Origin of the sequence: Peribacillus saganii (assembly GCF_003429095.1) — a bacterium.
Taxonomy (GTDB): Bacteria; Bacillota; Bacilli; order Bacillales; family DSM-1321; genus Peribacillus; species Peribacillus saganii.
The window spans coordinates 1-26,746 of record NZ_QVTE01000003.1 but is presented as its reverse complement, the minus strand read 5'-3'; the positions used below and the strand labels follow the sequence as shown (position 1 = coordinate 26,746).

Below are 26,746 nucleotides of genomic sequence, written 5' to 3'. Positions count from 1 at the left end.
TTGTAGGTTTATATCATACAGCATGGCCCTCAAGGTCTGGGGCAAACCTAATTTGGTTTCTGCCCGATTGTTTGGCTTTGTATAGACCTTCATCCGCTTGTTTAATGAACTGCTGAATAGAAATCTTGGTTTTTTGGCTATCAGTAGCATAACCGATGGAAACTGTTACTTTTAATTCGATACCTTCATTTATTGAAAATACGCTCTGTTCTATATTTTTACGTATTCTTTCTGCAATGGCTGCAGCATCAGATGAATTACAAGCTGGCATGATTACACTAAATTCTTCGCCTCCATTTCGGGAAATGGTATCAACAGATCGGCATGACAGTAAAAGAATATGGCCAATTTTCTTCAGCACTTTATCGCCGGCAGGGTGGCCGTACGTATCATTTATCCGTTTAAAATGATCAATGTCTATATATAGAAGAGATAATTCTTCTCGATGCTGTTTGGCCTTAATAAAGGCGGTATCTAAGCTTTGATGAAATAATCGAACATTATTTAAACCAGTAAGGAAGTCTTTTTCAGCTCGTTCCTTTAATCTTGTATAGTCTTCATCACTGCGCCGCAGGTGGGATTTTACCAAATAAGTCACAAAAGTACCGCAAGCTACCGCTATCGCATACTGAATGAAAATGATGAATGCTTTATTGAAATCCGGTATGACAAAATGAATAAAAACACCAATAATTGCTACGAATGAAACCGCCATATACATCCATTTTTCCTTTTTTTCCAAACCTGAATGAGAAATAAAGGAAAAGGCTATTGCAGACAGCATAAGTACAATAATGTTTATAAGGGAAGAGTGTGAAACGGGATATAATACTAATCTGGTAATGATAATGATGCTTGTTGCCACAAATGAAGAAACCCATCCTCCAAGATAAGCCGCTGTCATCATAGGAATACTTCTAAGATCAATAAGCACACCTCCGCCTAATTGTATGCCAAATTGCATCAGAACCACTCCAAATCCACCTTGTAAACCTCCAATAAGGATTCTCTTTTTAGTACCGGTCATGGTTGAAACCTTGACTCTATAAAGATATTGGTGTATAAGAAAAATTCCTGTACATAATATAGAGAAGTTTGTGAAAAAATCTTTTAAAACCATCAATCTCAACAAATTCCTTTCCATAAAGATAATCATTTATTTATTAGGTAGAAAATGTTATTTCCTCCAATATATCGGTTTACTAGTATTATATTTAAAGGGGATAATTGTCCTAAAATCGATAATAAACCTCTGTGATAATCAATCTGCTGCTATATCTCAATGATTGTGTACACTGTAGAAGCTGTTTCATCTGTGAAAAATAAATACCTGCAAAGCCTGAAAAGGACCAGACAAAAGCGGTTAATTTCTGAATTTGTCAAAAGAATAACCGCTACACTTATTACTTTGAAAGCGGGATTGTGATGAACACGATAGGTTTATTAAATTGTTTTTACCGTGAGGAAGACATTACAGATTTGATCTGTATCCTTATTAATAATGGAAAGAACTCTGCTCAGTGGTTTGTTAAAAACATTTGTAATGTTTTTGATTGAGATGAGAATTTACGGCCTAAATCCGCATTTGCTTAGGCAGGGGAATCGGGACACCGGGTTTAGTTATTGAGAGAAAAACTGATTCGGGTTGAGCTAGGGGCTCATGAGGAAAGCGAGCAAACAAATAGATACGCCTCCAGGGAAGGAATAGAAAGGCTTTATAGTTTACTAAAAGTAGATAAAAGTGTTCCAATTCATTTTTTTTCAGCGAATACCCTTCTTTTGATAAAGTTGACTATCGGGGATCTTTAATTATCGAGGACTGGAATCGTTTGTTGCTTGATAAGACAGTAGTAAAAGTGATACCTGGTTTTTACTCTTTGTTAAAGGATTTGTATGACCGCAGTAGGTGGATTAGTAAAAATCATGGACCAGTTAGCGCCGTAAATAGACGAAATGATCAACATTCATTAAAAATGAACTGGATTTTAAGCAGAAGCAATATTTTGAGATATCACTTCTGCTTCTATGCATTTAGTAAGTTAATTATTTATCAAATAGCCTAAATGGATTTAATATGGAGTTCTTAATTTTTGCCGTCTCATCCATTGTGTGGCGATCCACTTTTCCCCGGCTATTACAGGTGCTCCACCATGTAAGGTGAGCTCATTTAAGCTAGGATCATTATAAAAATACTCGAAGTACACACCCATTCCTTTTTTAGGGGATACTGAAAAATTAAGTTTAGGAAAAAAAGTTTCTCCTCCTTGTTCTACATCATTCAAGTACATGATCAATGTGCTAATTCTATTATTCTTTGCTGCGCTGCTTGTGGATGAGAAATAATCAAAATGAGATTTATACTGCTGACCTGGAGTATATCTAAGGATTTGAAGACCATCCCCGTGTTCAATGGGTATATTCATGATAGAAGAAATTCTTTTTTCAATTATGGTAATGAATTCGCTTTCATTTTCTTGGAAAAACATACTATCACTCGTTCTAATTTCGTTTACTTCGCGTGTAACCCCTAGTTTTGAACGCTGCATTCGGTCTTTTGATAATTTAATCAGCTCGTCACATTCCTCATCACTTAACACATTTCCCAAAACAACTATAAGTGGTTCTGCCAATCTAGCAATGATATCAATTTCTCTATCTTCTGTTTTAATTTTATTTCCAATGTGATCAAAAATCGTCTGTTCTTTGATGATAGTATCCATTGTCATTTTTCAACGACCCCTTATAAAAATTAATTTACGAGATTCAACTTCCGTGGCTATTGTAACCGTTTACTTATAAACATCATTTTATCACATATATATTCGTTTATTTTCACAAAGTTTGTTATTTTGAGTGAAACGATGAAAGAAAAATCTATGGGCCTCTGCATTAACAGTGGATGGGTAGAGAAAATAGATTAGAGGGGCTGGGGCCTGACAATTATTTAGATGAATTTTACAGTAGGCGGGTGTAGGTGAGGACCAATTGGAACATTAAATTTAGTTTTATAAATATATCATAACCATTGTCCCAACCCAACCTAATCTATCGAAATAAATAACCTTATGCTATTATTTATATTGATATCTTAATTTGCTAAATAATGGGTGGCAGATGCAGCAAGAATCTGAGGTCTTATGAACTCAAGAGACATAGAATTAATTGGTTACAATAATACTAGTATTAGCTGATTTTTGATAGATTAGGATGATAATATGTTTGCATTTAAAAATTTTGTTCCACGATTGAATAGTGAAAACTTTCTCTTACTAGCTCTTGTGGGATTAGTCCTTTTTACTTCAGGTATTAGGCTTACTTGGGTGTATGGAATTACTTTTACGTTTACGAGTATTTTCCTGTTCCTGCTGCTTCGTCTATTTGGACATACTTTAGCGATTTTATCAGGGCTGGTGGCTCTTCTTTTTGTTCCTGATGATAATATTTCTTTAGCTTATCAATTTGTTCTCGTACTAGAAGTCATGTTTGTTGGTGCTTTTTTCTATAGAGGCAGAAAAGCAAAGATGTTTTTTGTTGATGTACTTTTCTGGTTCACCATCGGCTTGGCTTCCGTATTTTTTCTTTATCGGACCGGCTTGTCAGGTGATGCTCTGTATTTTCAGATATGTAAAGATATCATCAATAGTTTTTTTAATGTCCTAATGGCGGATATGCTCTTAGCATACTTTCCTTTTTATAAACTGATGAAAAGTATCAAGTTAAACAAAAATAATGTATCGATTCACCAGTTTTTAACACATGTCACGTTAATATCTATTTTAGTACCATTTTTCATAAGTGTAGCGACTAATGTATTGAATGTTCATGAGTTTATCGCACGTGATTTAGTAAAACAAGCGGAGAATAAGACAGATCGCATTGCAAAAGAGATGTTGCTTTTGGATGAAGATGACCTCCAAAATCTTTCCCTAAATGATAATCTCCTTTTAAAGGATTTAGGTGAACTTGCTGAACGAAATAAATCGCAGGAATATGACCTCATTATCTTGAATCCTCGCAATAAAGTGATTGCATCGAGTTCAAGCAGTGTTTCTGTTAAGAAAGAATACGATTGGCATCTTAATTATGAGGTCAATAAAGTTTCAAATGATTTTTATGAGGCTTTACCAAAGGGCCGAAATGATGTCATGCCTATTAGTAAATGGGCAGAAGGCAAATATATTTATGTAAAAACAATCGATTCATTATCGATGAAAATAATGATTCAATTCCCGATCATTCAATTCCAAAACCAAATCTATAATGACTTCTTAGATCTGCTTGTATTTTCACTATTATTCGCTTTTTGTACGGTTATTCTCGCAATGGCTGTAAGCAGAATATTCATGAACAGCTTAAAGCAATTAACGATTGCAACCACAGGATTGCCCCAAAAGCTTATCCAATTCGAGACGGTAGAGTGGCCACAAAGTAATGTATCGGAACTGCGGCTGCTCACGCACAACTTGATGAAGATGGCTGCAAAGCTAACAGATTTATTTCAAGAAAGCAATGAAATGAATCGACAGCTTACAGATCAAACAACAAAATTAAAGGAATCAGAAGATAAACTGCATCAATTGGCTTTTTATGATGTTTTGACTCGTTTACCCAATCGCCTTCATTTCCAAAATTATGTCAATAATCTTATTGTAAAAAATGGTGCGAAACATATAGCCATTATTTTTATTGATTTAAATCAATTTAAGCGAATCAATGACACATTAGGCCATTATGCAGGAGACGAACTCCTGCAGATGACTGCGAATAAGCTTTCTATATTACGAAATAACAAAAGAGAGGTATTCAGGCTAGGTGGAGACGAATTTGTAGTAGTCCATAGCGCTGAAAACCAAGCAGAAGTAACTTATACAGTAGAAGAAATTCTAAAGGAGTTTTCAGCATTTTTTCCAATCCAAGGACAGAGGCTGTATATAACGGCGAGTGTGGGCATAAGCATGTTCCCGCAGGATGGAAAGGACTTGGACACACTAGTGAAATGTGCGGATACTGCGATGTATATATCGAAGGAAAAAGGCGGCACCGTGCCTCAATTCTTCAATGAGTCCATGAGAAATAGATTCCAGGAGCGCTTATTAATTGAAAATGCATTGCGTCAAGCAGTTGATACAGGTGACTTTGAGCTATATTATCAACCAAAGATTAAGTCAGGAAAAGTATCCAGTATGGAAGCGTTGATTCGCTGGCAGGATCCTGTGCTAGGATTTGTTTCTCCAGGCACATTCATACCGATTGCAGAAGAAATAGGACTGATCTTGCAAATCGATGAATGGTCACTAATCGAAGCTTGTAAGCAAAATAAAAAGTGGCAAGATGAAGGTTTAATTCATGTACCGATCTCGGCAAATTTATCTGCCAAACATTTTCAACACGATTTTTTGATAGCGCTGATAGAAAAGACTTTGAATGAATCAGGTATGGATCCAAAATATTTAAAATTAGAAATCACAGAGAGTGTATTTATCAAAAATCCAAAGCATGTTGCCGAAGTGATACATAAGTTAAAAAGTTTAGGGGTCCTCATTTCTATCGATGACTTTGGAAAGGGTTATTCCTCGTTATCTCAACTGTTGCAATTGCCAATTGATGAAATCAAAATTGATCGACAATTCATTAAAGATATCGATCAACACTACAAGAAAGAACTATTAGTTAAATCCATTTTTGATATTGCCCATGGCCTTCGTCTAAATGTTGTCGCAGAAGGAGTCGAAACAGAGAACGAAAGAGAGTTATTGGTGCAATTGGGATGTGATGAGCTTCAAGGTTATTTGTTCAGTCCTCCGGTTAGTAGAAGGGATATGGAGAAATTTTTATGCAGGAAGGTGGAAGTTAGGAAAATTGCTCACATTATTACAGAACAGCCATAGGAAATAAAAAGCATTTGCAAAATAATTTATGCCTCCAGAAGAATGATTATTGAGCTAGTTTTATAGGAACATAGAAGCTTAATGTTACCTGATCTCGACCTGATTGGATAAGTAAGATATCAGGAAAATGCTTGTACAACATTGGTGGGGTCAGTCCCTCGGTGCTTTACGTCACCGGGGGACTGACCCTTTTTTCTTCAAAACAACGATAAGTGGTTCTGCCAATCTAGCAATGATATCAATTCTCTATCTTCTGTTTTAATTTTATTTCCAATGTGATCGAAACTCGTCTGTTCTTTGATGACAGTATCCATTGTCATTTTTCAACGACCCCTTAAACAAAATTTAATTTTGCCAATTAATAATGTAAGCCATTACTTAAGACGATTTTATCACATATTAATTTATTTTTATTCTCAAAGTTTGCTATTTGAATGAATTTCATAAATTCAATCCCTTGTCACCCATGCGTTTCAAGACTTGAAAAAAGGAGTACCTCGCCAAAAGTGACTAAACAATGAGGTTGAATCCCATGTCTCATATGCAGGATTTTTATGAAATGGAACCATGTAAACGTTTTAACGCAGTTTTTTCTACTCTTCATATTGAACCTTTACTATTTGCGGTTAATAAAGAGTCTGTTTACGGTTCACCGGCAGAACTTAATTTTCCAGCCATGATTTATGCACTGGCAGCTCGTATTCTGGAGAGAATACCAACAATTAAAGAATTAATTAAATTTTTTATAGATAAATATGCTAGCATCAGTTCCTTCTAACCATGTATCGTGTGAGAGTTGTTCTTTACTTTCTAAGCACCTCTTATATATGAAAAGTATTATTGTATAAGGTTATTTATCTAATTTCTAAACCGAAAACTGGGATTATTATTTATTTTTAAAAGATTATTATATTTGCCTGTTACTAAAAAATGAAAATGAAAATAGTATATATTACCTTCACTAAGGGAGGAGAAATTTAATGTCTGAACGTGGATATGGATATGGAGGAACTTTTGCGTTAATTCTTGTTCTTTTCATTCTTTTGGTTATTATTGGTGCTGTTTACGCTTACTAAAAAGAATGGAAAAGTGTATATTTTTTTAAAATCAAAGGAGCTGAAAATCAATGAGTTACGGATATGGATGTGGATATGGTTATGGACGTGGATGTGGATATGGTCATGGATATGGTTATGGACGTGGATATGGAGGAACTTTTGCGTTAATTCTTGTTCTTTTCATTCTTTTGGTTATCCTTGGTGCTGTTTACGCTTACTAAAGTCATAACCGAATGAACTTACCTTACTAAAAAGTAGGTAAAAGAAAATGTAGGATAGTACTATTGGCAAATTATCATCTATTACAATAGAATAATTTAGCCACTTGCCGTTTCCTAAAAAACAACCTGCTGCTCGCAAAGCCACCTGCCGTATCCTAAGAAATTAACCTGCCGATCATGTAAACACCTTCAACATGTTAAAAGAGGAGTCGTCCTATTCGTTTGACGACTTCTCTATATATGATTAGCCCCGTTTTATGAAACGTGTTTCAGAACTACATACTGCGAAGGCGATGGATGACACTCTTATCATTAATGCTGATAAAAATCAAAATACTCGCCGACCAATCGCCAAAACGCAGCCCATTGTTTCCAGACGTCCCAACTGTAGATGAAGAAGGCTTTACAGGCCTGACAGTAAATAGTGGACCGGACTTTCCTTTGCCGCCAGCACACCGGATTTACATCGTGAAAAATGGAAGCCGCCATCGCAAAAATGGAAGAAGACGAATCATTCATCAAAGAACTGGAAAAAATCAAACTGCAGCCATCCTACCTAAACTCCGAAGACTTTACAAAAGCGGTTATGGAGGAAACAGAGAAGTATACAAAGTTGGCAGAAAAGAGAGGTATTTGGAAATAGTCACTGATGAGAGAAAGAGTCAGGCCTCTGATGTTTTAATGCAGCGGGGGTCTGACCCTCTTCCTTAAAAGTGTTTCAAAATCATCCTCGAATTTTTGTGCTTTATTTACTAAATTTCTTTCAGACTGGTCTAGCAATGAAGAGATGAAGCGGGATTGCTCCATCATAATCCGCAGCCAAAATACATTCTCGTTTATAATCGCATCTCGAATGGGCTCCAAGATACCTTTATTAAACTTCTTAAGTGTCCTCATTAAATATTCCGCTTCCCAGGTAATTGGTCCACAAGTAAGGGGAATTTAAATCAGCTTATTTAGCAGTTTACTTTAAGAAGGAGAAGGTTTAGCTTGAAATTACGGAAACCATGAACCAGGTCAATGCTTTCCTCAATAAATTTCCTCACCAATTCAGCATTTGGGATCATTTGGGAGCAATTGGTATGAATGCTGCTGTTCGAAATAATGAAAAAATCGGTCTGCTAACTGTATATGGTGTATATCCTTCCGGTTGAATCCTTCACCAAGAAATAATGCGAGCTCTTTCATAATTCTGAGCCAAAATTTATTTCAGTAAGGGAACGCTCGATAAATAGCTGTTCGGACATGGACTCGGGTTTTGCAGCAAAAGATTCGGGGGAGACCAACATCTGATTAAATTGACCTTGTGTTATGTGACCAGGAATTTGAGGCTGACTTTACATAGTGTTTTCCTCCTAAGATGCTTTATTTCCATTTTGATTAACTGCGCAATTGAAGTATGTTGGATTTATCAATGCAAGTTTATTGTTAGACCATTTAAAAGAAAAGAATAAACTAATAATCAAACAGGTATTAGAAAATCGCTGACTGCTAGAGGATGAGATTAATTGAATCAAGCATTACTGATAATTGATGCTCAACAGGAATTAATAGTAGGTACTAGGGAAGAATAAGGGGTTAGAAAGAAAAAATCGTTAATAACTTTAATACTGTAATGGAAACCTTTACAAGTATATTTAAATGAAAACAGTATACAGCATCTTGTAATTATGGGATGTAAGAGGGACCATTGTATTTGATAAAGCTGTTAGAACAGCAACAATCAATCATTTTAATGTCGATAGATGTTAATGAGCTCCCATAATGGGAACACATTTTATTTTAGTTTAAAAAAGAATTTTTGTGATTTTCTTGTTAAACTAATATTATTTTTTTAAGCTGTTTTCTGTTTTTTATTTATTTCTGCAGTAAAAAAAATCTAATTTCGTTTACCAAACGGTTTTAAAAATCCCCTATGAAACCCTTATGAAAACTACAACCAAGTGGTTTTCCAGCGATAGATATAATAGAAGTTTGAATTCACAGTACTTAGTCTATAAATATCAGAAAATTATTTATTGACTGAATTATTTATATAATTTAGAATTAGTGTATTCAGTTGACAGTATTCTGTTAACGGGAAGGAGGGTTTAAAATGAATGCAAGTTAAACGAGAAATTCCGCTTTATGAACAGATTTATATCAAATTACGTGACTCCATCCTTCATGAAGAAATTAAACCAGGAGAAAGATTAGTAGATAGTAGAATTGCCGGTCAATTAAAAGTAAGCCGTGGTCCTGTTAGAGAAGCATTTCGTAAGCTAGAACAAGAGGGGCTTATTACAAATTCAGAAGGGATTATTGAAGTTTATGTTCCATCGCTTCAAGACGTATTAGAACTATATCAAGTGCGTGTTGGATTGGAAGCGGTTTCAGTTTATTGGGCAACCCATTATATGACAAAAGAACAATTGGATGAACTTTATAAGTCCTTACTGGAGACCGAAAAAGCAGTAAAACTAAAAAATTTGCCCGAAGTTATTAAACTTAATACATATTTCCATGAATCAATCGTCTCATACAGTAAAAATAAGCGTTTACAACTATTGATGAGCAATATTAGGTCACTTGTATTTCTATATAGAAATACAATTTTTAATCAATATAATCGCGATCATTACTTTTTATCCGAACACCGAGGAATTCTGGATGCTATTAAGGAAAGGGAACCATCCTTAGCTGCAAAAAGAATGGAGTTACACATTTATAATGATATGAATCATTTCAAAGAGTATTTTTTAATGCACAAAGAGAAAGAAGCTGAACTGCAAAATATTAAAAAGCATACTGAATAAACGCCTTACAAAGTCATTGATAAAGGAGATTTTAGTATGACACCTAATGGAATAGTAAGGATAGTTTCTTTAATCCTATCAGTCTTCGTATTAGTGTTATTTACTACCGCCTGCTCAGGTGGTGAAGAAAAAGCAAATTCTAAGACGAAAGAAGAAACAATTGTTTTAACAGGTGTTACTCCGGTGAATAGCGATGATTATTTAGCATCTGCGTTTCATGTTTTTGCTGAAAAAATAGAAAAAAATTCAGATGGCCGTATCAAAATAGAGTATAAAGGAGGCCCAGAAACTATCGCCCCCATGGAGCAAGGAGAAGCACTTGGTTCTGGTGTGGTAGATTTTGCTGTTACCCCAGCAGCTTATTATGCAGCAACTGTCCCAGAGGGATTGGCACTAAGTTATTCCGAACTTTCTATAGAAGAAGAACTTGAGAGAGGTTCAATCGACTATCTAAATAAAATTCATAACGATAAACTTAATGTCCAACTGCTAGGAAGAGGTACGAGTGCAAAATTTGGTTTATTCCTAAAAGAAAAAATAGACAGTGTTGATGATTTAAAAGGCTTGCGGTTAAGAGGTACTCCTACTTATGGTCCATTATTTGAGAAAGTAGGGGCTAATCTTATTACTTTGCCTTCAGGTGACATATTTGAATCACTGGATAAAGGAGTTATTGATGGCTTTGGATGGATAGAGACTGGTATAACTAAGCTTGGTTTACAAGATCTTGCTAAATATCATGTGGAGCCCTTTTATCTGAACGTGGATGTTGTGACTATTATGAATCTTGATAAGTGGAATTCTCTACCTGAAGATATAAAGAAAATTATAATGGATACCCAACGTGAGGTTGAAAAGGAATTGCCTGCTGTTAGGGATCAATTTAAAACAGAGGATGCTGAAAAGCTGAAAGGGGCTGGCATTGAAAGAATCGACCTAGGAGAACAGTTTCCTGATATTGCTAATGAAGCGGGTTGGGATTTTATTGAAAGGAAACTGCCTGAACAAAACGCTGACCTTATCAAGTATTTCCGAAAATAATTAGGTGAACACGACAGTCATAGATGAACATTCATATTAAAAATTGTTGTTGTATTATCTGCCTCACTATTTATAAATACGTTTTAAGAAAAATAAGGAGAGATTATCCAATGAAAGAGGAAGTTCAAGCTATTTATGAACATGCTGGATTCACAGGAGAGTTGCCAATAGGTAACAAAATTGGAATCCTTGTTATTGACTTTCAACTAGGTTTTACAGATCCAAATCTATCACCTCTTGCAGGTGATTTTAGTGTAGAAATTGAAAAAACTGCAACAATTTTAACTAAAGCAAGGGAAAAAAGTGTCCCTATTTTCTTTTGCACGATAGGTTATGAAAATGAAAAAGAAGGAGGGCAATGGATTAAAAAAGCACCAGGGTTAAAAGTATTGAATTCCAACCCTAAATTGATGGAAATTGATCCGAGGCTTAACCGGCAGCCGAATGAAGTCGTAATTGTTAAAAAATATGCCTCAGCATTTGCAGGTACTCCCATTGTATCACTGTTAACTGCTTCTGGAATCGATACTTTATTTGTTACAGGAACGACTACAAGTGGGTGTGTTAGAGCGAGCGTCGTGGACGCGATTCAAAATGGTTTTATCCCTTTTGTAATTGAAGACGCTGTATGTGATAGAGCTATAGAACCTCATAGGAGCAACTTGTTTGATATGAAAGCCAAATATGCAGAATTGATCACAACTCAAGCTGCTGTTAATTATTTAAATCAAATTTAAGGAAAAGGGAGAAATAGGGAATGGGAATTTTTAAATTAAAGAAAAGATTAGGAGTAATTGGGTTAACACTTCTTATGATACTGTTAACAGCCTGTTCAGGTTCAAGCAAAAGTTCAAGTGAAGAGAAGAAAAATGAGGAGGAAACGTATATTTTAAGTGGAGTGACTGCACTCCCTAATAATGATCTGCTATCACAAGCATTCTTTGTTTTTGCTGAAAAAATTGAGAAAAATTCTAATGGGCGTATTAAGTTTGAATATAAAGGCGGACCTGAAACCATTCCTTCTGCGGAATTAGGAGAAGCAGTTGGCAGCGGTGTAGTAGATATTGGTGTAACTCCAGCCGCATACTACGCTTCCGCCGTACCTGAAGGGCTGGCTTTAAGCTATTCTGAGTTAACAACAGAAGAAGAATTAAAAAATGGAGCAATTGACCATTTAAATAAGATCCATAACCAAAAACTTAATGTTCAACTCTTAGGACGTGGTGCTGAAGTAGGTTTTGGCTTATATACAAAAGAAAAAGTCCAAAGTCTAGAAGATTTTAAAGGATTGAGAATGCGAGGAACACCTACTTATGCACCAATGTATAAAGCCTTGGGTGCAGAATTAATCTCAATGCCTGGCGGAGATATATTTGAATCACTTGACAAAGGTGTAATCGACGGATTTGGCTGGACAGCGGTAGGTATTAGTGATCTTGGTGTTCAAGATACAGCAAAATATAAAATGGCTCCAAACTTTTACCGAATGGATGTTGTAACAATCGTAAACTTAGACAAATGGAATTCGCTCCCAGAAGATATCCAAAAAATCATTATGGATACACAAAGGGAAGTTGAGAAAGAGATGGTCAATGTTACACAAGAGTTTATAGACAAAGAAGAACCGAAATTAAAGGAAGCTGGAGTCCAGACAGTGGATTTAGGTGAGGAATTCTTGAAAGTAGCTTATGGAGCTGGATGGAAATTTATTGAGGAAAAAATACCTGATCAATCTAAGGAATTGTCAGAACTATTTAGAAAGTAAAGCTAACAAAAGGAATCCAATCGTATGATCGGATTCCTTCTTAATCAAGACTTCAGGGGGGTAAGAAATGAAAAGTTTAAAGATTTATTTAGATAAAACGATAGGCTGGATTGAAAAAGTCTTCATCATTATTGCTTCTATATTATTAATTGCAATGGTAGCGATCATATGTTTAAGTGTATTCGGCCGTTTTCTATTTAATAATCCTTTTGCCTGGTCTGTTGAAATAAGCGAGTATATGATGGTTTTTATTACTTTTTTTACAGCATCATGGATCCTAAAAAATGATGGTCATGTAAAGCTGGAGATTTTTGTAAGTAAACTTAACAAGTCAGTTCAAATGTACGCGCTAATTATTGCTGCTGTGGTAGGTGCTATCGCATGTTCACTGCTAGCGTGGTTTAGTTTTAATATAACGATAAACTATTTTCAAAGAGATATTGTACTATTAAAAATTATTGATATGCCTCATTTTATTGTAATTGCTCCAATCTTCCTTGGCAGCCTGGTCATGGCTTTACGCTATATATCAATCTTAATCGGTACAATAGAAGAGATGTCAGGAAAAAATGTTATAGAATTACCGCAAAACAAGCTTACAGAGACTCCAGTGAAAAGGGGGATTAAATGATGGAATGGTGGCTAATTGTATCGCTTTTTTTCGGAATTTTTCTAATTCTTATGTTTGCAGGGATTCCTGTCGTTTTTGCTTTTCTAGTAACCAACATTATCATTATTTCATCAGTTATTGGTTTTGAAATCGGGTTAGCGCAGTTAGTCAAAAGTATGTACAGTGCCGTTACTAATTTTTCTTTGACACCTATTCCACTATTTGTATTGATGGGTGAGTTACTATTTTACTCAGGAGTCGCTTTAACAACGTTAAATGTAATTAACAAATTACTAGGTAAATTGCCAGGCCGGTTGAGTGTACTATCTATTGCAAGTGGTACGATGTTTGCCGCACTTAGCGGTTCCAGTATAGCAAACACTTCTATGCTAGGTTCAATCTTGGCTCCGGAGATGAAAAATAAAGGCTACCATACAACGATGAGTATTGGTCCAATTATGGCTGCTGGAAGTTTGGCTATGATAATACCTCCAAGTGCAATGATAGTTCTCATGGGTGGAATTGCCTCAATAGCAGTAGGTCCTTTATTAATAGGCGGAGTAATTCCAGGCATTTTAATGGCATCTTTATTTATAGGTTATATAATCATTGCTTGTTTGATCAATCCATCGTTAGCACCAAAAGAAATAAAAGAAGAAAAAATAATTTGGAAAGACATGATTAAATCTTTTGTTTTTGACATTGCTCCATTGTTTATCATCATCTTCTGCGTAATCGGCTTTATTCTTTTAGGAATTGCAACACCTACAGAAGCTGCAGCAGTAGGGACACTGGCAGCTCTAATAATTGTAGCTCTAAAAAAGAAATTAAATTACAAGGTAATAGAAAAATCAATAACAGGCACTCTGAAAATTAGTGGAATGATTTTATTAATCGTTGCTACATCTGTTGGTTTTGGTCAGCTTCTTTCCTTCTCCGGGGCAAGCAGAGATATGGTCGATTTTATATCAAACATAGGTCTTAACACATTAATGGTGGTAATTATATTTTTACTAATTGTCTTTTTATTAGGATTTTTCGTAGAACCAATTTCCGTGATGATGATTACCCTTCCTTTGTTTGTACCAATCTTGACCAGTTTAGACGTAAATTTAATATGGTTTGGGATCATGATGCTGATTTGTTTGGACCTTGGAAACATTACACCTCCAGTAGGAATGCTTTTATTTGTAATGAAGGGTGTCAGACCGGATGTACCTATGGTTGATATTTATAAAAGTGCCATTCCGTTTGTTTTATTAGAACTTTCAGTAGTTATTTTGATTTTGATTTTCCCTTCCATTGTTTTATGGCTACCGGGATCTATTAGCTAGCTGATGTTACTTGTTTAACATAAGAAAGGGTGATTTAACATGGCAGAGAATGCTTTAAAGGGGTTAAAAGTTTTAGAAATGGGCCAGTTGATTGCCGGTCCATTTGCCGGAAGACTATTTGCTGACTTCGGAGCAGAAGTTATTAAGGTTGAAAATCCAAAAGATGGTGACCCGCTTCGAAATTGGCGGGTGGTTGAGGATGGAACCAGTCTTTGGTGGTATGTCCAATCACGCAATAAAAAATCTATTGCTCTCGATCTGCGTCAAACTGAAGGCCAGGATATCGTCAAAAAGCTAGCGATGGAGGTTGATATTATAATAGAAAATTTTCGTCCAGGCACACTAGAAAGATGGGGACTAGGTTATGAACAGCTCAAGAAAATCAATCCTAGGCTTATTATGGTTAGGGTAACTGGCTATGGACAGGACGGACCATACCGGGATAAGGCAGGTTTTGGATCTATAGGTGAAGCTATGGGGGGATTACGCTATTTAACTGGTTACCCAGATCTTCCTCCAACAAGAGTTGGTATTAGCATTGGAGACTCAATTTCCGCCTTATATGCTGTTATAGGCTCAATGATGGCTGTTTATCATCGAGATGTAAAAGGGACAGGGCAGGGACAGTATGTTGATGTAGCGTTATATGAATCGATTTTCAGCTTAATGGAGAGTATGCTTCCAGAGTTTGACAGGGCCGGTATTATTCGTGAAAGAACTGGAAGTATCTTACCTGGAATTACTCCTTCTAACTCTTACGTATGTAGCGACGGTAAATACGTAGTTATTGGAGGAAATGGAGATGGCATTTTTAAACGTTTGATGGAGGCTATTGGGTATCCTGAGTATGCAGATGACTCCCGTTTCGAAAATAATGCAAGCCGTTCAGAACACGCAGAGTTTTTGGATCAATTAATTGAGCAGTGGACAAAAGAACATTCGATTGATGAAGTGTTACAAACGTTAGATCAGGCAAATGTGCCGGCAGGCTCCATTTATTCTATTGAAGACATTGTCAATGATCCTCACTATCAAGCTAGAGGAATGATTCGGGAAGTACAAGTTGAAGGCATTGGAACCTTAAAGGTACCTGGAATTATCCCGAAATTGAGTGAAACACCTGGTGAAATCGATTGGGTAGGTCCTAAACTCGGAGAGCATACAAAAGAAATTTTAAGTAACACTCTTAAAATGACAAATAAAGAAATTGAAAATTTATGTCAAAAAGGAGTGTTACAAAAGACTGCCCTTTCTAGTAATTAAATTTTTTTACTAGTTATTCGTCGACAGTTAACTGAATACTTTGATTGATTCTGTCATGGAGAGGATGATCATGTGGTGGGGATGACAATAGCAGAAAAGACATTGGCGAGGGCTGCTGGAAAGAAGGAAGTCAGGCCAGGAGAAATAGTCTGGGTAAATGTGGATATAGCAATGATGCATGACCTATTAGGTCCGCGCTTAATTGATAAAGGTTTTAGAAAATTAGGCGGTAAGCTTTTTGACCGTGAGAAAGTAGTTGTAGTGTCAGATCACTGCACACCTCCGGCTACTGTTTACCAAGCGGATATTCTTAAATATACGCGAGACTGGGCCAAAGAGTTTGAACTGCCATATTATTATGAATTTGAAGGGCCATGTCATCAAGTGATTGTAGAACACGGCCATGTTCGCCCAGGAAGACTGATTCTTGGAACGGATTCCCATACATGCATGGCTGGAGGTTTAGGTGCATTTGCTACGGGCATCGGCTCTACAGAAATGATAGGAGTGCTTCTTACAGGGGAGACATGGCTTAAAGTTCCTGAGACCATTAAGGTAAATTGGGAAGGAACAATTCCAAGTGGTATATATTCAAAAGACATAATATTAAAGACTATCGGGGATATTGGCCATGCAGGAGCGACTTATCAAGTATTAGAATTCGCAGGCAGCGCTATTCGTGGAATGTCCTTAGATGAAAGATTGGTATTGTCTAATATGGCAGTCGAAGCCGGAGCAAAAACTGGGATTATTGAACCCGACGATGTGATCGAAGGATTTTTAAAAACAAAGGGCATTGAAAACACTGAGAGAATAAACAGTGATCATGACGCCCGATATCTTCGTGAGTTTGCCTATAATGCATCGGAGCTGGAACCACAGGTAGCATGTCCACACGAAATTGATAACGTGCATCCTGTGTCGGCTGTCGAAGGTACATACGTAGATCAGGTTTATTTAGGTTCATGTACAAATGGACGTATTAGTGACCTACGTGTAGCAGCAGAGATTCTAAAAGGGCGCAAAATTTCAAAGAACATTCGATGTTTAGTAGTTCCTGCATCACAAGCGATCTGGATGCAAGCGAATAAAGAGGGCATCCTAGACGTGCTAACTGAGGCAGGCTGTATTGTAAACATGCCTTCATGTGGGGCATGCGGCGGGTTCACTAGTGGAGTAATTGGTGCTGGTGAAGTTGTCATGTCTTCCTCAAATCGGAATTTTAAAGGTCGCATGGGAAGCCCTTTGGGAGAGATATACATAGGCTCACCCGCAACTGTGGCTGCCACGGCCATTGAAGGCAAAATTGCTGATCCAAGAAAATATATACAGTAAGGAGATGATCTGATGTCCGAAATGATACGAGGTCGTGTATGGAAGTATGGCCATAACATAAATACTGATATTATCTCTCCAGGTCAATATATGAGTTTGTCGATTGAAGAGCAATCACAGCACGCGATGGAAGCAATTGACCCAGACTTTTCCAAAAAAGTTAGACCTGGAGATATCATAGTGGCGGGAGATAATTTTGGCTCAGGTTCAAGCCGCGAGACAGCTCCATTGGTACTAAAGCATCTTCAAGTAGGGGCGATCTTAGGGAATTTTTTTGCGCGTATCTTTTTTCGTAATGCAATTAATATTGGATTACCTGTTGTGGAGATGGGGGATACTTCTTACATTGATGAGGGCGATATGTTAGAAATTGATCTCTTAAAAGGAAAAGTTATAAACATAACTAAAGGACAAGAATATAAAACTGCCAAATTACCAGCACACTTGGTTGAGATGGTTTCTTTGGGAGGTCTTGAGCCATACCTAGCTAAACGGATGGGGATTTCATCTTAAGGAGACTATTATTGTGAATCTGCCAAAAAAAGTTGAAATTGTAGAAGTTGGTCCTCGTGATGGAATTCAAAATGAGGCTAAATTTATAGAAACAGATCAAAAAGCAGAGTTAATCAATGCTTTATCTAAAACAGGGATTAGACGCATGGAGGCTGCATCTTTTGTTCATCCCATACATGTTCCCCAAATGAAAGATGCAAAGCAAGTATTGGAAAGTATTACAAGAAAAAAAGAAATTCAATATATGGCTCTAATTCCGAATGAAAAAGGTTATGAAAGAGCAGTCCAGAGTAATGTAAATGCCGTATCATTAGTTGTTGGAGCTAGTAATACATTTAATCAGAAGAATGTTAGGATGACTACTTCTGAATCTATGTCACGTTTAGAGGACGTTATCCTAAGAGCAAAAGAAACAGGCATGTTTGTTCGATTTAATATTGCAACCTCCTTTTGGTGCCCTTATGAAGGAAAGGTAAACCAAAAAGCAGTTTTGCAAATGCTGGAACAACTGGATAAGTTAATAGTCGATGAAATCGTTCTTTGTGATACGATTGGACACGCTAATCCTAAACAAGTATATGATTTATTTTCAAGAATATTTGATAGATGGCCAAAAGCAAAAATTGCAGCTCACTTTCATGATACTTATGGGTTTGCTCAAGCCAATATATTAGCAGCTTTACAAGCTGGAGTAGGTGTTTTTGATAGTTCTATTGGTGGACTAGGAGGGTGTCCGTTCGCACCGGGCGCAGCAGGAAATATAGCAACGGAAGATCTGGTTAAAATGTTACATGAAATGGATATAGAAACCGGGATAGATTTTGATAAACTATTGGAATGTGTTGACCTTGTAAAACCAATGACCGAACGTCAGTTATCCGGACATGTGTACAGAGTATCAAGAGATGCTTTTATTCCAAATATATAAATAATAACAATTGGAGGATAATAATATGAGTGAAAATTATCGTGTAGGACTTATCGTACCTAGTTCAAACACTACGATGGAGACAGAAATACCAGCAATGCTCCAGTGGAGACAAAAAGAAACAGAGGAAGAGAAGTTCACTTTCCATTCCAGCCGTATGAGGATGAAACATGTGACCCAGGAAGAATTAAAAAAAATGGATTCCGATAGTGATCGTTGCGCAGCAGAATTAACAGATGCACGGTGTGATGTACTAGCCTATGCTTGCTTAATTGCTATTATGTGCCAGGGACCTGGCTATCATGCTGTATCTCAAGAGCGCTTAGAAAATGTCACAGCCGAAACTGCTGGTAGAGTACCAGTTGTTAGCAGTGCCGGAGCTTTAATAGATGGAATTAAACTTTTGGGCGCGAAAAAGGTAGCGATTATTACACCATACATGAAGCCATTAACAAATATGGTCATTGAATATTTAAATACCAGTGGAATAGAAGTAACAGACTCTATCAGCTTAGAAGTATCAGATAATCTTGAAGTTGGTAAGCTTGACCCAATGAATTTAATTAATATTGCTGATAAATTAGACATTAGTAATGCTGATGCGGTAGTGTTGTCTGCTTGCGTCCAGATGCCATCATTGCCAGCTATTCAAAATGTAGAAGACCGTCTGGGTCTACCTGTAATTTCAGCGGCTACAGCAACAGTTTATCATATCCTTAAAAGTTTAAAACTAGAACCGGTTGTACCGAACGCAGGTCGCCTGCTATCAGGTCAATTTTAGGAGTTAATGGTTATAAATCTATCTATTCAAGTCCTTAAAAATGATCGAGTATAGGTTTTTTTCATAAATCTTTTGCCAATGGGTTCCTTGTGCAGTAACTAGACTTAATTTTATTATTTTGAGTAAGTCATTAGAGGTCTTCTTGGTTCTTGGTTAAATATCAATTCGTTTTGATTTGATACCTTGATCATACCAAGAGGGGTTTTTTTGTTCAAGACTCAAAAGACTCTTCTAACAAGAATGGTCATTATAGTTTATTGTTTGGATATTAAGTGCAATCGCACGGTCGAAAAACCATAAATTTGAATTGAAACTAATTTTCTATTAAATTATTAAAGTGGAAAGTGTTAGCTGATGTAAGAATTATGAATCTACACAAATACTATGGACGGAATGATAAATAATGCAACTTCAAAAAGCTGAACCACTTTATATGCAATTATATTCTATAATTAGAAATGAATTGTTGCATGGGATATACCAGCCTGGAGAAAAGTTAGTTGAATCAAGACTTGCAAATAAATTTTCTGTAAGCAGAGGTCCTGTTCGAGAAGCCATGGGGAGACTGGAACAAGAAGGGTTAGTTATCCAAAAAGGCAACTATACATTTGTGGTTGAGTACACACAAAAAGATGTTATCGATGTTTATCAATGTCGTAAAGCGCTTGAATCATTAGCTGCTGAATTAGCAGCTCAACATATCAAAGAGAATGAACTATTTCAACTGGAAGAAGCTTTAAATAGAAGTGAGGAGGCTTTTCGGCAAGGGGATTCAAAAGAAATCGTAAAGAATAATATTGAGTTTCATGATATTATTGTATCTTGTTCGCGGAATGACTCATTAATAAGTGTACTAGGTAGTTTAAGTGGAAAAATTATCTATTTCCGAAATACGATTATTGGCAGTTACCATAGAAATGACATTAATGACGATTATCTTTCAGAGCATCGTGAAATTTTCAATGAAATTTCAAAGGGTAATGCCCAAAATGCAAAAAAATTAATGGAAATTCACATGGACTCTGATATTTCTGCATTTGTAAATTTTATGAACAAGCGAAAGATTAAGTAGAAGTAGTAATATTTTTTTTACCCTACACTATTGATAAAAAAGTTTGAACTTTTTTTGGGGAACGTTTTATTTTGTACAAATGGCTATACTTCTGGCCATTTATTAGAGAATTGGCAAGCAGATGTGTCACAGTGATTAGATATTCAATTACATGATTCGAAACTATTAAGGAATCAAACTGGTTAACTTTTTTTTATTCCGAAAAGAAACATCACTCTGGGTTATGCGAAGAATAGTGTTTCAGGCATTAACAGGAAATAGCCGGTACGGGATAATACGTAACCATTTAATTAAAAATATGGAAATACAACTCTTCTTTTCTGTGATACTGTTTTTAAAAAGCGAAGTACCTTTTAAAAGCATCCGGGAACAGAACAAACCGAATGTCCGATCTGAAACTATCTTGAAAAGGAAAATACGATTGAAAAGAAACTGCTTAAGATGTCTGATTTTCATTTAAGTACGTGTATGGAATGATCGCTGTAAAAGCAAAAGGGCTAATTTTAACTATAATAGCCCCCAGTTTATTCAGCAAGGGGGCTGGTGTTATTCCTGAAATAAGAACTCTAATAAACCACGCCAAATTGTTCGGAAGCGCATGTATGGCATGTATCTTTATCAAACCGGTGTTCCGGGGCGATTTTGCAGCCGCAAAACTGGCAGGTTTTATATTGTCTTTTTCTTGTATCAATCGTTTTTAAAAGTATCTCAAGCAGCTTCGATTCTTTATCTTCCAGCGCTAACCGCTCTAATGAGTCCCAAGCAAGAACATGTTTGACCTCTAAAGCAGGAGTAGGATAGTGCGGCCCCATCCATCTAATTATTTGATAACCAACCTTAATACCTTCTGAGGTTGACTGGATAAATACTTCAGGTTCATCCGCAAAACCAATGATCGGAAAAGAGAAAAGTTTAGAAGCGTTTTCCTCAAAATCTTTATTAGCATCCGCGAAAAGGTGATAGCTTGATACAAGGTCCTTTATCCATACTTCCGCAGCTTTCTTATTATTAACCTTTTTATTTTTAATTCTCTGACCGTTAATTTTATATTTACTTTGCACCTTATGAATAATCTTCAACGTATCCAGCAGCCGCATTCCCCAGCCATTTAAAGAATGGAAAGATTGATAGGTTTCAAACACTATCCCAGCTTCTAATGGATAATCTTCTTCTGTCTCAAGAGGATAAAACTTGGATGTTTCATAAAGTATGAAAGAGAGATTCTCCCGAATAACCTCCATGTCCTCCCGGAATAAATCCTCATTCACAATCCAGATATCAGGAAAATGCTCGTACGGTTCATCTTGCTCTTCGAACAAATGAAGATTAATTCCCTGTGGCAGCTGCGTGCCAAGGCCATAGATGTCAGCTAGAACAGTTACCAAAACATCAAGTCTCTTACCGAACTCCTCGTCTTTCACCGGAAACGAACACAAATGTGCCAGGTGATCAAGCTGATCCTGCAGCTTATGCAGGATGGAGAAATCAACGGACCTGCCTTCGGAGTATCCATGAAGCAAAGCATACAGATAACTTGATGCTTCATATTGAGCTTTTGGCACCTTTAAGCATAATTGGCTCGTAATAGTATCATCTTTGTCAAAGATATCCTCCTCTATCACGATCCAATCAATATGAGGAGCCATATGCTTTAACTTTGAAGTTGTTAGGTACAAATCGTGAAAACGGGTAATACAACGTTCTGTTTTAAGAATTCTGTAGCTTTCCATGTAGTTATTAACCTCCGGGGGATGATTTTCATATATGTAAAATGAAATGTTAACAATATCTACTATGTTCCTATTTTACATCTGATATCAAATTATTTCTGAAGAGTTTTCGGACAGTATAGAATTACCAATAGTCTATAAAAAAATATTACAAAATGCAGAAAGGTAAATAAGTTAATTCATTTCAGAATCATGTGTAACAAGTCTGATAGAAGAGACCAAAAATGTATATAAAAGAGTAGTAGGTGAAATCAATGGGCAGCCTGTTACTGATACTTTAGCATCCAAAATCTTGCTCGGGGTGTACGGGAATGTCCCGGCATATGACAGACATGTTAAAGATGGAGTTTCACTTTTCGTAATTTCTACTAATTTAAATGAGATTTCGCTGAGGCAATTAGCGTCTTTTTATAATGAAAACATATCTGAGTTTAGTAGTTTTAGACCCTTATTTAGCAAGGATGGCGCAGCCTATACTCCCATAAAGCTGCTTGATATGTATTTTTGGCAAATTGGTTATATGATGGACAACCAGGAGAGCTATACAAACGAACTGCATCAAGTAATTGAATTTGCTGGGAACTATAAAAAACCTCCAAAATAAAAAATTTCTACAGTCAGAATAAGCCTTCAGGGCAAATTAAGCAGAAAATCGTCATTAACAAAGGGACCACGAATGAAATTCGGAAGTATATCTTAACCCTGCTTTTAGAAGCAAAAAATCGGAGAGAGGAAACCTCTGATCTTAGATCAGAACAAATACATAAGGATTTAGGTCTGAAAAACAACATGCCCACTGTATGTAACGCAATGGTTTCAATTCCTGGCTACGCGAAAACAATTATTCAGGATACCCCTAGCGGGAAAAGTTCAACGAAGGTTGTAAGGTATTTTTTTGTTGTAATGTGCGCGATGGCCGGCATTAACCCTTATTTCAAGAAAAGAATTGGCATTGGGCCCGATGAACCGGTGACGTTCGATAATTTAGGCCGTTTGTTTGAAAAGACGGCAAAGAGTTTTCCTTTTGAAAATAGGAGGATCATCGAAGGGCGGACGGGTGAGTTAACGCCCGAATCTTTGGCAAATACGTTGTTAACCATGAGCGAAGGCGGGCTTTGTTATGAGCTGAATCCTCTCTTGGTTCTTTTTTTAAAGGAATATGATTTGAAGGTTTGGATGGTTCGGGGATCGGTGTATGACCGCTTGTCTGAGGGGTGGTGTGCGACGGGGATGACGCATGTAGCGGTTCTGGTTGAGCATAAGGTGAGGTTTATCTTGTTGATACTGGGTTTGGCGGCAATCTCCCGCTTGTACCTGTGCCGCTGAACGGAGATGTGGGTGTTTCGGAGAACGGAATGTTTCGGGTTGAGCGTGCTGATACGGAGTTCGGCGATTATGTTTTCTATATGAAACTAAAGCATAAGGATACTTATTGGCGGATTGGCTATGCATTTGATTCGAAGGAAGCGAGAATGTTGAGGAGTTGGGCGGCGTCCAGGAGATTTTTGTGGGGAGCCCGGGGTCGGCTTTTAATAAGAAGCCGCTCCTGACGAAATTGACAGATCTGGGTAATTTTACATTGACTGATACTTCGTTTACAGAGTGGAAGGATGGCAAGGTAGAGAAGGAGTGAGATCGATGAGAAGCAGTTCCGGGACCTCCTCAAAACTTATTTTAGGGTTGAGGATAAAGAATCGTAGGCGGGGAGTGCTTTGTTTTGTTCAGCAATATATGAGCCGCGCATGACACTCAACTGTATTTTTCATACCATCAAGTTAAAAATGTACTATTCTCATTATATATATAATAATAATAATAGATGATAGGAGGTTGTTGCGTTGGGGCAAAATTATGAAAATCATAGAAAAGTGGACCCGATCTTTCATTTCGGGATTGTTTTTCTTGGACTTATTTCGCTAATTTTATCGATTGTGTTTTTCTTTCAACATCTTAGCAGTCAGTGGCTGCTGAGTGTGATTGTGCTAGGGTTTGCACTGATGTTTTTATTAATAGCAGTGAAGCTTAGAGGGTATGCGCTTCTGCTTCAGGACCGCATCATCCGCAATGAAGAAAATTTCCGTTATTATCGTTTGACGGGGAATACTTTGGACTCCATGCTTTCCTCGAAGCAAGTAATTGCACTAAGATTTGCAGGAGATGAAGAGTACCTGGAGTTAGTTGAACGGGCGAAGTCAGAGAATCTGTCTCCGGGTGACATTAAAAAAGCAATTCGGGAATGGAAAGCCGATCACCATCGGGTATAATGAAAAAGAAACAGCTTCCTCATGGCTGTTTCTTTTTTCGGAGAAATTTATTAGAATACAAGGTATTTTACTCTTCAAAGGAGACTTGTGATGCATAACAGCATAATTGTAGATGTTAAAGGGTTAAGAAAGCGATATGGCTCGTTCAATGCTGTAAATGGCGTTTTCTTTCAGGTGGAAAAAGGAGAAATTTTCGGTTTGCTTGGCCCTAATGGTGCTGGGAAAACGACTACTATTGAAATGCTGGTTGGTCTAAGAAAGCCAGATGAAGGAACGGCCACACTTGCAGGCTTTGATGTGAAAACAGAAGTGAATAAAGTCAAAGAGGTCATCGGGGTCCAGCTTCAGTCTACCTCTTTATTTGAGTTATTAAAAGTAGAAGAGATCTTGAAGTTGTACGGAAGCTTTTATCCAAGTCATGTGAATATTGATGAATTGATTGGCGATATGCTCCTAACGGAAAAACGGAACGACCGTATTAAAGGGTTATCTGGCGGACAAAAGCAGCGTCTCGCGATTGCGCTGGCTCTTATCCATGATCCGGATATTGTGTTTCTCGATGAACCAACGACCGGCCTCGATCCACAGGCAAGAAGAACCCTTTGGGACATCGTCTTACGTCTGAAGGAAAGGGGAAAAACGATAATTCTCTCCACGCACTATATGGACGAAGCCCATGTACTCTGTGACCGCGTCGGAATCATGGATCAAGGCGAACTGATTGCTCTTGATACGCCCGCTAATTTAGTAAAAAAACTCCAGTCTGCCAGCACCGTAGAATTTCATTTGAGCAATCCGCCTGAACGGGAGTGGTTTTTAAAAATGGAGGGAGTAAAGGAGGTATCCATTAAGGATACGTTTGTCCAGCTATATACGGATGACCTGCAGTCAGCCTTAACTTCCTTAATCCAGGCTTCTGAGGAACACCACTTCAAAATCGAGGATCTGCAAACACGCTTCGCCACATTAGAGGATGTTTTCATTCATATGACAGGAAGGAGCATCCGGGAATCATGAGGGCATATCGGCAATTAACGCTAGCGCAATTACGGATTTTTGCTCGCAACAAACAAGTCTTATTCTTTACTTTACTGTTCCCGATCATCTTAATGCTGGCGCTTGGATCCTTCGCCGGAAAAGGCAACAATCTATCGTTAACTGTAGGTGTAATCGATTCTGACCAAACAGCAGCATCGAAGGACTTAAAAGAATTGTTTAAAAAGCATGAAGGACTCAAAACCTTAGAATATGAAAAGATTAAAACAGGAAAAGAAGCTGTGAAAAATGGGGACATCCAGCTTCTCGTGGTTATCCCAAAAGGATACGAAGCAAAAGTGAGGAATGAGAAGCAAGCATTTTCCCTTTCCGTCTATTATAATGAGAAAAACCTTGCAGCCTCGGAGCTTGGACTAACCGTTGTAAACGGAATCATCGATCAATACAGCAAAGATCTTGTAGGCTACACGCCTTTGGTAACAGTTGAAAAAGTGGGCATTGAAGCCATGAATATTCGGTATGTCGACTTTCTCGTACCAGGAATCGTCGCCATGATGATCATGAGCAACAACATGAACGGAGTCGCCGGCCAAATCTCTGCCTGGAGAGAAAGAGGAATCTTGCGCAGAATGCAAGGTACGAGACTGAAAGCCTCAACTTTTATCGCCGCTCAAATCACGGCTCGCTTACTGCTCAATGGTACACAAGCTCTGCTAGTGGTGCTCATCGCACATTTCGTCTTTAACATTGATGTCGCTGGTTCCTGGCTTTCCTTACTCTTTTTCATCATACTTGGCACGCTTGCATTTATGTCACTTGGGTTTGTCATTGCCGGAGTCGCAAAAAACCCGGAAAGTGCAGGCCCTATTGCCGGATTTGTTACGTTTCCGATGCTGTTTCTTGGCGGCGTGTTCTTCCCAATCAGCAATATGCCGGATATCATTCAGCCCATCGTGAAGATTCTCCCGATTTCTCATCTCAGTTCTGCACTGAGGGAAACAATGAATCTTGGAACATCCTTCCTTGAATTAGGGACGGAAACTCTTGTATTAGGCTGTTGGTTAGTCGGCGGGTTTGTACTGGCAAGTTACGTGTTTAAGTGGGAGTAGGGTGGAAGAAAAGGACTGAATCAAATAGATGATTCAGTCCTTT

25 protein-coding genes and 2 pseudogenes are annotated in these 26,746 nt (G+C 37.4%); 23 read left to right on the top strand and 4 right to left on the bottom strand.

The features are described from left to right. Positions 1 to 13 precede the first annotated feature (13 nt). Positions 14 to 1,027 (bottom strand): GGDEF domain-containing protein, encoded by a 1,014-nt coding sequence (locus D0469_RS01185; RefSeq protein ID WP_158553315.1) that lies wholly within the window; start codon positions 1,025 to 1,027, stop codon positions 14 to 16. 1,042 nt (positions 1,028 to 2,069) lie between these two features. Next, complete coding sequence (locus D0469_RS01175) at positions 2,070 to 2,726, bottom strand: 2OG-Fe(II) oxygenase (protein ID WP_117324832.1); 657 nt, start codon at positions 2,724 to 2,726, stop codon at positions 2,070 to 2,072. Between the two features lie 489 nt (positions 2,727 to 3,215). Here D0469_RS01175 and D0469_RS01170 point away from each other — a divergent pair, with 489 nt between their 5' ends. The 5 genes and pseudogenes from D0469_RS01170 to D0469_RS20800 all read left to right on the top strand — a co-directional run bounded on the left by D0469_RS01170 (position 3,216) and on the right by D0469_RS20800 (position 7,878). Further along, positions 3,216 to 5,888, top strand: coding sequence for a putative bifunctional diguanylate cyclase/phosphodiesterase (locus D0469_RS01170; RefSeq protein WP_117324831.1), 2,673 nt, complete (start codon positions 3,216 to 3,218; stop codon positions 5,886 to 5,888). Positions 5,889 to 6,420: 532 nt separating this feature from the next. Beyond that, positions 6,421 to 6,666: a hypothetical protein gene (locus tag D0469_RS01160; RefSeq protein WP_117324830.1), complete on the top strand. Its 246-nt coding sequence runs from the start codon at positions 6,421 to 6,423 to the stop codon at positions 6,664 to 6,666. A 214-nt stretch (positions 6,667 to 6,880) separates the two neighbouring features. After that, positions 6,881 to 6,964, top strand: a pseudogene (locus tag D0469_RS01155) (YjcZ family sporulation protein); the annotation flags it as partial. 50 nt (positions 6,965 to 7,014) lie between these two features. Further along, positions 7,015 to 7,167 carry a YjcZ family sporulation protein gene (locus D0469_RS01150; protein WP_117324828.1) on the top strand — a complete coding sequence of 51 codons (153 nt, stop codon included), beginning with the start codon at positions 7,015 to 7,017 and terminating at the stop codon, positions 7,165 to 7,167. Positions 7,168 to 7,464: 297 nt separating this feature from the next. Beyond that, entirely contained in the window at positions 7,465 to 7,878 is a 414-nt protein-coding gene (locus D0469_RS20800) for a hypothetical protein (protein ID WP_142919142.1), read from the top strand. Here the strand turns inward: D0469_RS20800 and D0469_RS01145 are convergent. Further along, positions 7,870 to 8,456: pseudogene (locus tag D0469_RS01145) on the bottom strand (DUF2935 domain-containing protein); the annotation flags it as partial. The gene D0469_RS20800 and the pseudogene D0469_RS01145 overlap by 9 nt on opposite strands. Positions 8,457 to 9,266: 810 nt before the next feature. Between D0469_RS01145 and D0469_RS01135 the strand changes: the two are divergent. From D0469_RS01135 to D0469_RS01080, 12 genes are all read left to right on the top strand, one after another. Next, positions 9,267 to 9,962, top strand: coding sequence for a GntR family transcriptional regulator (locus D0469_RS01135; protein WP_117324827.1), 696 nt, complete (start codon positions 9,267 to 9,269; stop codon positions 9,960 to 9,962). A gap of 36 nt (positions 9,963 to 9,998) precedes the next feature. After that, positions 9,999 to 11,003 (top strand): TRAP transporter substrate-binding protein DctP, encoded by a 1,005-nt coding sequence (dctP, locus tag D0469_RS01130; RefSeq protein WP_117324826.1) that lies wholly within the window; start codon positions 9,999 to 10,001, stop codon positions 11,001 to 11,003. A gap of 110 nt (positions 11,004 to 11,113) precedes the next feature. After that, positions 11,114 to 11,740: an isochorismatase family protein gene (locus D0469_RS01125; protein WP_117324825.1), complete on the top strand. Its 627-nt coding sequence runs from the start codon at positions 11,114 to 11,116 to the stop codon at positions 11,738 to 11,740. A 20-nt stretch (positions 11,741 to 11,760) separates the two neighbouring features. Further along, the gene (gene dctP, locus D0469_RS01120) at positions 11,761 to 12,768 is read left to right on the top strand and encodes a TRAP transporter substrate-binding protein DctP (protein WP_117324824.1); all 1,008 of its coding nucleotides are present in this window, start codon (positions 11,761 to 11,763) and stop codon (positions 12,766 to 12,768) included. Between the two features lie 67 nt (positions 12,769 to 12,835). Continuing rightward, complete coding sequence (locus D0469_RS01115) at positions 12,836 to 13,399, top strand: TRAP transporter small permease (RefSeq protein WP_117324823.1); 564 nt, start codon at positions 12,836 to 12,838, stop codon at positions 13,397 to 13,399. Beyond that, on the top strand, positions 13,396 to 14,712 hold the full coding sequence (locus D0469_RS01110; protein WP_117324822.1) for a TRAP transporter large permease: 1,317 nt from the start codon (positions 13,396 to 13,398) through the stop codon (positions 14,710 to 14,712). Before D0469_RS01115 ends, D0469_RS01110 begins: the two co-directional genes overlap by 4 nt. Before the next feature lie 39 nt (positions 14,713 to 14,751). Then, a complete protein-coding gene (locus D0469_RS01105) occupies positions 14,752 to 15,975 on the top strand; it encodes a CaiB/BaiF CoA transferase family protein (RefSeq protein WP_117324821.1) in 1,224 nt (407 codons plus the stop codon). An 81-nt stretch (positions 15,976 to 16,056) separates the two neighbouring features. Beyond that, positions 16,057 to 17,310, top strand: coding sequence for a 3-isopropylmalate dehydratase large subunit (locus D0469_RS01100; protein WP_233522908.1), 1,254 nt, complete (start codon positions 16,057 to 16,059; stop codon positions 17,308 to 17,310). Between the two features lie 12 nt (positions 17,311 to 17,322). Next, complete coding sequence (locus D0469_RS01095; RefSeq protein ID WP_117324819.1) at positions 17,323 to 17,823, top strand: LeuD/DmdB family oxidoreductase small subunit; 501 nt, start codon at positions 17,323 to 17,325, stop codon at positions 17,821 to 17,823. Positions 17,824 to 17,836: 13 nt separating this feature from the next. Then, the gene (locus tag D0469_RS01090; RefSeq protein ID WP_117324818.1) at positions 17,837 to 18,751 is read left to right on the top strand and encodes a hydroxymethylglutaryl-CoA lyase; all 915 of its coding nucleotides are present in this window, start codon (positions 17,837 to 17,839) and stop codon (positions 18,749 to 18,751) included. A 25-nt stretch (positions 18,752 to 18,776) separates the two neighbouring features. Further along, positions 18,777 to 19,532 (top strand): maleate cis-trans isomerase family protein, encoded by a 756-nt coding sequence (locus D0469_RS01085; protein ID WP_117324817.1) that lies wholly within the window; start codon positions 18,777 to 18,779, stop codon positions 19,530 to 19,532. Between the two features lie 403 nt (positions 19,533 to 19,935). Beyond that, positions 19,936 to 20,604 (top strand): GntR family transcriptional regulator, encoded by a 669-nt coding sequence (locus D0469_RS01080; RefSeq protein ID WP_117324816.1) that lies wholly within the window; start codon positions 19,936 to 19,938, stop codon positions 20,602 to 20,604. A 566-nt stretch (positions 20,605 to 21,170) separates the two neighbouring features. Here D0469_RS01080 and D0469_RS01075 read toward each other — a convergent pair. Beyond that, positions 21,171 to 22,334, bottom strand: a complete 1,164-nt coding sequence (locus D0469_RS01075; protein ID WP_117324815.1) for a hypothetical protein — start codon at positions 22,332 to 22,334, stop codon at positions 21,171 to 21,173. A gap of 789 nt (positions 22,335 to 23,123) precedes the next feature. Here D0469_RS01075 and D0469_RS21825 point away from each other — a divergent pair. The 6 genes from D0469_RS21825 to D0469_RS01050 all read left to right on the top strand — a co-directional run bounded on the left by D0469_RS21825 (position 23,124) and on the right by D0469_RS01050 (position 26,703). Further along, a complete protein-coding gene (locus D0469_RS21825; RefSeq protein WP_267897277.1) occupies positions 23,124 to 23,660 on the top strand; it encodes an arylamine N-acetyltransferase in 537 nt (178 codons plus the stop codon). Further along, complete coding sequence (locus D0469_RS21820; protein WP_267897276.1) at positions 23,651 to 23,884, top strand: hypothetical protein; 234 nt, start codon at positions 23,651 to 23,653, stop codon at positions 23,882 to 23,884. The genes D0469_RS21825 and D0469_RS21820 overlap by 10 nt, the downstream gene beginning before the upstream one ends. Beyond that, positions 23,842 to 23,967 (top strand): hypothetical protein, encoded by a 126-nt coding sequence (locus D0469_RS21815; RefSeq protein ID WP_267897279.1) that lies wholly within the window; start codon positions 23,842 to 23,844, stop codon positions 23,965 to 23,967. The genes D0469_RS21820 and D0469_RS21815 overlap by 43 nt, the downstream gene beginning before the upstream one ends. A gap of 205 nt (positions 23,968 to 24,172) precedes the next feature. Further along, positions 24,173 to 24,598 (top strand): DUF6526 family protein, encoded by a 426-nt coding sequence (locus tag D0469_RS01060; protein WP_117324813.1) that lies wholly within the window; start codon positions 24,173 to 24,175, stop codon positions 24,596 to 24,598. A gap of 90 nt (positions 24,599 to 24,688) precedes the next feature. Next, complete coding sequence (locus tag D0469_RS01055) at positions 24,689 to 25,615, top strand: ABC transporter ATP-binding protein (RefSeq protein ID WP_117324812.1); 927 nt, start codon at positions 24,689 to 24,691, stop codon at positions 25,613 to 25,615. Next, positions 25,612 to 26,703, top strand: a complete 1,092-nt coding sequence (locus D0469_RS01050; protein WP_117324811.1) for an ABC transporter permease — start codon at positions 25,612 to 25,614, stop codon at positions 26,701 to 26,703. Before D0469_RS01055 ends, D0469_RS01050 begins: the two co-directional genes overlap by 4 nt. The last annotated feature ends 43 nt before the right edge of the window (positions 26,704 to 26,746 follow it).